At 31.1% G+C, this 6657-nt stretch carries 8 protein-coding genes; 7 read left to right on the forward strand and 1 reads right to left on the reverse strand.

Annotated features, from left to right (window positions below; all coding sequences use genetic code 11):
• Positions 1 to 87 precede the first annotated feature (87 nt).
• On the forward strand, positions 88 to 660 hold the full coding sequence (locus AB2369_RS10135) for a xanthine phosphoribosyltransferase (RefSeq protein WP_367666369.1): 573 nt from the start codon (positions 88 to 90) through the stop codon (positions 658 to 660).
• A gap of 24 nt (positions 661 to 684) precedes the next feature.
• Here the strand turns inward: AB2369_RS10135 and AB2369_RS10140 are convergent, their stop codons facing one another.
• On the reverse strand, positions 685 to 1572 hold the full coding sequence (locus tag AB2369_RS10140) for a diacylglycerol kinase family protein (RefSeq protein WP_367666362.1): 888 nt from the start codon (positions 1570 to 1572) through the stop codon (positions 685 to 687).
• 478 nt (positions 1573 to 2050) lie between these two features.
• On the opposite strand from AB2369_RS10140, the gene AB2369_RS10145 reads away from it, so the two are divergent.
• From AB2369_RS10145 to AB2369_RS10170, 6 genes are read left to right on the forward strand one after another with little or no spacing between them, the layout of a single operon-like run.
• Positions 2051 to 2953, forward strand: coding sequence for a 4Fe-4S dicluster domain-containing protein (locus AB2369_RS10145; protein WP_367666363.1), 903 nt, complete (start codon positions 2051 to 2053; stop codon positions 2951 to 2953).
• A 20-nt stretch (positions 2954 to 2973) separates the two neighbouring features.
• A complete protein-coding gene (locus AB2369_RS10150) occupies positions 2974 to 3945 on the forward strand; it encodes an RnfABCDGE type electron transport complex subunit D (RefSeq protein ID WP_367666364.1) in 972 nt (323 codons plus the stop codon).
• A complete protein-coding gene (locus tag AB2369_RS10155; RefSeq protein ID WP_367666365.1) occupies positions 3945 to 4508 on the forward strand; it encodes an RnfABCDGE type electron transport complex subunit G in 564 nt (187 codons plus the stop codon). Before AB2369_RS10150 ends, AB2369_RS10155 begins: the two co-directional genes overlap by 1 nt.
• A gap of 2 nt (positions 4509 to 4510) precedes the next feature.
• Positions 4511 to 5182, forward strand: coding sequence for an electron transport complex subunit RsxE (gene rsxE / locus AB2369_RS10160; protein ID WP_367666366.1), 672 nt, complete (start codon positions 4511 to 4513; stop codon positions 5180 to 5182).
• A 21-nt stretch (positions 5183 to 5203) separates the two neighbouring features.
• Positions 5204 to 5782, forward strand: a complete 579-nt coding sequence (gene rsxA / locus AB2369_RS10165) for an electron transport complex subunit RsxA (RefSeq protein ID WP_367666367.1) — start codon at positions 5204 to 5206, stop codon at positions 5780 to 5782.
• Between the two features lie 10 nt (positions 5783 to 5792).
• Complete coding sequence (locus AB2369_RS10170) at positions 5793 to 6620, forward strand: RnfABCDGE type electron transport complex subunit B (protein WP_367666368.1); 828 nt, start codon at positions 5793 to 5795, stop codon at positions 6618 to 6620.
• Positions 6621 to 6657 lie beyond the last annotated feature (37 nt).

Raw genomic sequence — 6657 nt, forward strand, 5'->3', positions numbered from 1 at the left:
GAGTTTTATCTTAAATTTCTTACTAATGAAGTTAATTATAAAGGTCTTATTCCTGCAGGAGATAATAAATTGGAGGGTACAACTACTATGGAATTATTAAAGAATACAATATTAGAAAAAGGATTAGTTACCGAAGGAAACATATTAAGAGTAGATAGCTTTATAAATCACCAAATGGATGTTAAGCTATTTAATGAGATGGGAAAAGAATTTAAAAGAAGATTTAAAGATGAGGGTATAAATAAGATACTTACTATAGAAGCATCAGGAATAGGGATAGCTACTATTGTAGCACAGTATTTTGATTTTGTTCCTGTGGTTTTTGCAAGAAAGATTGTTGGAGCAAACATGGACAAGGATATGTTAAGTTCTACAGTTCATTCTTACACTAAAAATACTACTTATGATGTGAAGGTAAATAAGAACTTTATAAATGAAGGGGATAGAATTCTTATAATAGATGATTTTTTAGCTAATGGGTGTGCTGCTTTAGGACTTATTGACATAGTAAATCAAGGAAAAGGAGTTCCAGTTGGAGTGGGAATTGTTATAGAAAAAGGCTTCCAACCTGGAAGAAGCGTAATAGAAAAAGAAGGAGTAAGAGTTGAATCTTTAGCTATTATTGATAAAATGGAGAATGGTAATGTAATTTTTAAATAAAAGGCACCTATAAGGTGCCTTTTACTACTTTTTAGGAACTATAGCCTTAAGTCCTTTAGGGATTACAGTGAACTCTACTTCGTTACATCTTAAAATTTCACCATCCCATTGAAGGGAAAAATTCTTAGAGCTCTTAACCTTAAGATTTCTTCCTTTATAAAACAGAACTTCCTCAGCCTCTCCATGATTTCCCTTTAAAGCTTTAGGAATGAATCTTAAAAGCTTAAATAGGGAAGTTTTCTTTACTAAACATACATCAAGACTTCCATCATATAAATTTGCTCCAGGACAAATAGGTATGCCTCCTCCATAAAAGGAACCATTACATACTGCCATAAGTAGACTCTCTTCCTTAAGCTTCTTATTATCTATGTATATTTCAAGAGGTAGGCTCTTAAAATAAAATGGAGTATATATAAGACTCAAAAAATAAGACATATGTGATGGAATAAACTTTTTTTGTTTAAACATTTTACTATTATATGCCACCTCTGAGTCTAAACCTACAGAGGAGATATTCAGGAAATATCTTCCATTGGCTAAAGCCATATCTATAAGTTTCTCATCACCTTCAATGGTACTTTTCAAAATATCTGATAGGGAGTTATTTTTAGAAAAAGATCTGATAAAGTCATTTCCTGTTCCACATGGAATAACTCCTAAAGACGATGTACTAGATGCCATACCATTTAAAACCTCATTTAAAGTGCCATCTCCACCTAAAGAGTATATTCTTAAATCTTCATGTAAAGAAGAATATTTTTTAGCAATATTAGTGGCATGTCCTTTATAATTTGTAACTTCAATCTTATATTTTATGTCTTTATCTTGAAAGTATTCATGGATTTTATCTATATAATCTATACTTTTTCCTTTACCTGCGGCAGGATTAATTATAAATAAATGTTTCATTGCAGAATCCTCTTTTCTAGATCAGTACATTATATTTATATAATTATATCCTATACTAGTCTACATATAATGTAAATAACAATTTATATTAATATTTAATATTTTATTAGTTTTAAATAACTATATTGACAATTATAGTATATATTATCAACAAAAAGTTTATAAATTTTTAATTATAATATAAATTTTAATATATCATGCATATAAGTTTAAGTTAAACAATATAAGAATTTAAACCTATAGCAATCAAGGATTTTTAATTTAAAATATATACTAATTAGCTATATTCATTAATATAATCTAATTAGTATATATTTACCTTTCAAAGTATCCTACTTTTCTGCATAATTCTCTATAATTCTATGTAATCCACCAGTTTTATTGTGCAGTATTTAATATTATGTTAAAATTGTTAAGTGTTAAATAAGTAAACGAATAACTCATTAAATGTTCTTTAAAACATAATAGGAGGGAGAAAATGAGATTTTTAACTCTTAATAGAGCCTTTAAGGAAATAAAATCTATGAGAATTCCTTTTAAAGGAGTAAAAAAACTAGAGATTCCAGTAGAGGATCAAGAAAAGTACTTAGATGTAGCTTCATTAAATTATGAAAATCTAGACACTATCATTTTAAAAGCCATTGATAGGGAGCCTTTTGATGAAACTAACACAGTACTTTTAAGCAATTACGAAGATAATTTACAAGGTATAGTAGAAAAATTTCTTAAGAAACATGATATTAGAATTTGTATAGTTCTAGAAAAAGGAAAAGAAAATTTCTTATCTAAAGTGGATAAGATAGATGTTAAATCTGTTTCCTATAAGGATTCCTTCTTAAGAGATGAGGCATTAGGCTTTAAAATCGGAATTAAGGAAAGATTTAAAGTTGTAGATTTATACGATTTCGTAGATGACTTTTCTGATTCTCTAGAAAAGGAAAAATTAAAGTTATTATCTATAGGAGGAAACTTAATTAAAAATCCAGGAGTATATTTAGTTCCCATAGGATCTTCTGTAAAGGATATATTGACGACTTTAGGTGAAGATATGGACTCCATAGATAAAGTTATTGTAAATGGTTCCTTAGGGGGAAGAGCCTTAACTTCCTTAGATGAAAGAGTGGTTAAAGGGATAAAAAGCTTAACCATTAGCAAATTCAAAACTTATGAGGAATCACCTTGCATAAGTTGCAGTAGATGTAGTTATATATGTCCTGTTAAGCTTCTTCCAATGAAACTGGAATCCTTTGTAATAAATGATGATATTGAAGGGTTTAAACAGTTTAATGGAGATCTTTGTACAAAATGTGGTCTTTGTAGCTATATATGTCCAAGTAGAAGACATATAGCTCATAGAATAGCTACTGGACAGAGAAAATAATAGATTGGAGGACAGATATTATGGAGAAACTAATGAGGGTATCCTTTAATCCCTTTATTAGATCTAAAAGGGATAAAAACTCTATAATTAGAGATGTTTTTATAGCACTGCTTCCGGCAGCAGGAGCAGGAATATACTTTTATAAAAAAGAGGCTGCATATATTTTACTTGTATCTTTATTATCTAGTATGTTTTTTGAGGTTGTTTGGCAAAAGGCATTTAAAAGAAAAATAACTATAAAGGATTTTAGTGCTTTAGTTACAGGACTTTTAATAGGACTTATACTACCACCACACGTTCCTTTATGGCTTCCTGTGGTAGCTAATGGATTTGCTATTATAATAGTTAAACAATTTTTTGGAGGATTAGGACAGAATATAATGAATCCTGCTCTCGCAGCGAAGGTTTTTTTAATCACTTCCTATTCTTCTGTGTTAATAAAGGTTTCTGAAGCTACTGATTCAGTTACAGCAGCCTCAGGAGCAGAAGCTGCTACAGAAGCTGTTACATCAGCTAGTGGTGCAGGAGCAGAAGTGGCGACAAATACTTTACCAAGCCTTTGGGATATCTTTGTTGGACAAGAGATTGGAACCATAGGGGAAGTATCCATATTAGCTCTATTTGTTGGATTCCTTTATTTAGCATATAGAGGGGTTATAAAGGTTCATACCACTGTTATTTATATGATAACTTGCTTTTTATTTTATTATTTCTTCGGAAAAGAATCTATGGATGTAGAAGCTTCTTTAAGAGGAATAATGTCAGGAAGTATAGTGATAGCTGCTATTTTTGGAGCTAATGACTATGCCACAACTCCAATGAGTTTTATGGGACAAGTTATTTTCGCAATTATGGCAGGTGTATTAACTGGTTTATTTAGAATATATGGATATAATTCAGAAGGAGCATATTACGCCATAATAATAATGAATTTATTTACTCCTTTAATAGATAAGATAGTATTTTCTAAATTAAGGAGGTCTATTGTGTAATGAAAAGTCATATAAAGATTGGAATAATCCTCTGTATTGTAACTACAATAGCAGGAGTGCTACTTGGATTTTCCTATGAGGGAACTAAGGAGCTTATTAAAGAAAATAGTAAAATTGATAAAAAAGAGCTTGAGGCTTTAATGCCGGAAGCAACTACAGTTGAAATAATGGATATAGACTTATCTTCTAATGAGTATGTGAAAGAGATTTTAGAAGGAGTAAAAGATGATACCACTTGTGGATATTTAATTAAAACTATATCAAAGGGATTCCATGGGGATGTAGAAGTAATGGTTTCTTTAGATTTACAGGGTACTGTAAATGCCATAAAAGTATTATCCCATTCAGAGACACCAGGAGTTGGATCTAAAATAGAAAAGAAAGAGTTTAGTGATAAATTTAAGCTTAAAAAAGGTGAAAAGCTTTCTTTAGTAAAAACCTCCACAAGTAAATCCAATGAGGTAGAAGGTATATCTGGTGCTACAGTTTCCTCTACAGCAGTGGTAAATGGAGTAAATGAAGCTCTAAAAATATTTAATAGTACATTAAAGAAAGGGGCTTAAATATGAAAGTTTTATTTGAAAGATTAAAAAATGGAATATGGGATGAAAATCCTATATTTGTTCAAGTATTAGCTATGTGCCCAACCCTTGCAGTTACAGCAAATGTTAAGAATGCCTTTGGTATGGGTATAGCTACTACAGTGGTACTTATGTGTTCTAATTTTGTTATATCTCTGATTAGGAAATTTATACCAAACAAAGTGAGGATCCCAGCATACATAGTAGTTATAGCAAGTTTTGTTACCATAATAGAATTTTTAATTCAAGGTTATGCACCAAGTCTTTATAGATCTCTTGGTATATTTATACCTCTTATAGTTGTTAACTGCGTAATTCTTGGAAGAGCAGAAGCTTATGCATCTAAGAATAAGATTTTACCTTCAATCTTTGATGGACTTGGCATGGGGCTTGGATTTACATTAGCTTTAACTATACTAGGATCTTTTAGAGAAATTATAGGTAGTGGAACATTATTTGAAATACAAGTGATGCCAGAGGCCTATGTTCCAGCTTCCATAATGGTTTTAGCTCCAGGAGCATTTTTTACTTTAGGAATTCTTATGGTTATCATAAACATAATTAAGATGAAAAAAAGTGGAGATAAGAACAATAAGGTTAAGATTCATGACTGTTCTAAGTGCTCTATGGGATGTAACGTAAAACCACAAAGTTAATATGTTGGAAGGGGAATATATATGGAAATATTTTTAATATTTATAAATGCTATGCTTGTAAATAACTTTGTTCTTTCGAAGTTCTTAGGTATTTGTTCCTTCCTCGGAGTATCTAAAAAAACAGATGCCGCAGTAGGAATGGGTCTTGCAGTTACATTTGTTATGGGACTTGCTTCAATTATGTCCTATAGTGTATATCATTTTATATTAGTACCATTAAATATAACTTATTTATACACAATAGCATTTGTATTAGTTATTGCAGCTTTAGTGCAATTTGTAGAAATGGTAATTCAAAAGTTAAGTCCTTCCCTTTATAAGGCTCTAGGAATATATTTACCGCTTATAACGACTAACTGCGCAGTTCTTGGAGTGGCTGTTATAAATATACAAGAGGAGTATAGTTTTTTAAATGCATTAGCTAATGGACTAGGAGCAGCTGCTGGATATATGCTTGCTATAGTTCTTCTTGCAGGACTTAGAGAAAAAATTGATAATAATAAAAACATTCCTGAAGCTTTAAGAGGACTTCCTATAACATTAATCACTGCTGGATTAATGTCTATAGCATTCTTAGGCTTCCAAGGGGTAATACACTAGGAGGAAGAGTATGGAATTAAATAGTATAATATACTCAGCTCTAAGCCTGGGTATTTTAGGTTTAATATTTGGTATACTTTTAAGTTATGCTTCAAAGAAATTTCAGGTTAAGTTAGATGAGAGAATTCCAAGGGTAAGAGATATCCTTCCAGGAGCTAACTGCGGAGGGTGTGGTTTTGCAGGATGTGATGCTTATGCTAAGGCGGTTATTGAAGAAGGTGTTAGTATTACAGCATGTACTGTTGGTGGATCCTCAGTATCAAATTTAATAGGAGATATTTTAGGAGTAAAGGTAGATTCAGTAGAAAGAAAGATTGCCTTTGTTAAGTGCAATGGAGATTGCAATAGTGCAAAGAATAAATTCCAGTATGAAGGAATAAAGGATTGTATATCAGCAAGCCTTTTAGAGGGTGGAGATAAAGGCTGCTCTTATGGCTGTCTAGGTCTAGGTACTTGTGTAAGTGCTTGTGAATTTAATGCCATAGAAGTAGTAAATGGAGTTGCCATTGTAGATGAAGAAAAATGTACAAACTGTGGCGCCTGTAGAAAAGTTTGTCCGAAATCTTTAATAGATGAAGTACCGGCGAAAAAGAAGGTTAGAGTTCAATGTAATTCTAAGGATATGGGTAAATTAGTTCGTAATAACTGTACAGTAGGATGTATAGGGTGCAGAATATGCGAAAAAAATTGTCCATCTGATGCAGTTAAAGTAGAAGATAATATAGCCTTAGTTGATTATGATAAATGTACTCAATGTGGGATTTGTGTAAGTAAGTGTCCAACTAAAGCTATTAAAGAAATAATAACTTGTGATAAAAGAGTTATTAATCTAAATTAACATAAAACAGGACTTATATCTTAATGATATAAGTCCT

Source organism: Clostridium sp., from assembly GCF_040797585.1.
Classification (GTDB): domain Bacteria; phylum Bacillota; class Clostridia; order Clostridiales; family Clostridiaceae; genus Clostridium_Z.

What these genes read in the sequence shown, in the direction of transcription:
- AB2369_RS10135 (WP_367666369.1), top strand. Translation starts at nt 88, where the DNA reads ATGGAATTATTAAAGAATACAATATTAGAAAAAGGATTAGTTACCGAA.
- AB2369_RS10140 (WP_367666362.1), bottom strand. Translation starts at nt 1,572, where the DNA reads ATGAAACATTTATTTATAATTAATCCTGCCGCAGGTAAAGGAAAAAGT.
- AB2369_RS10145 (WP_367666363.1), top strand. Translation starts at nt 2,051, where the DNA reads ATGAGATTTTTAACTCTTAATAGAGCCTTTAAGGAAATAAAATCTATG.
- AB2369_RS10150 (WP_367666364.1), top strand. Translation starts at nt 2,974, where the DNA reads ATGGAGAAACTAATGAGGGTATCCTTTAATCCCTTTATTAGATCTAAA.
- AB2369_RS10155 (WP_367666365.1), top strand. Translation starts at nt 3,945, where the DNA reads ATGAAAAGTCATATAAAGATTGGAATAATCCTCTGTATTGTAACTACA.
- rsxE (WP_367666366.1), top strand. Translation starts at nt 4,511, where the DNA reads ATGAAAGTTTTATTTGAAAGATTAAAAAATGGAATATGGGATGAAAAT.
- rsxA (WP_367666367.1), top strand. Translation starts at nt 5,204, where the DNA reads ATGGAAATATTTTTAATATTTATAAATGCTATGCTTGTAAATAACTTT.
- AB2369_RS10170 (WP_367666368.1), top strand. Translation starts at nt 5,793, where the DNA reads ATGGAATTAAATAGTATAATATACTCAGCTCTAAGCCTGGGTATTTTA.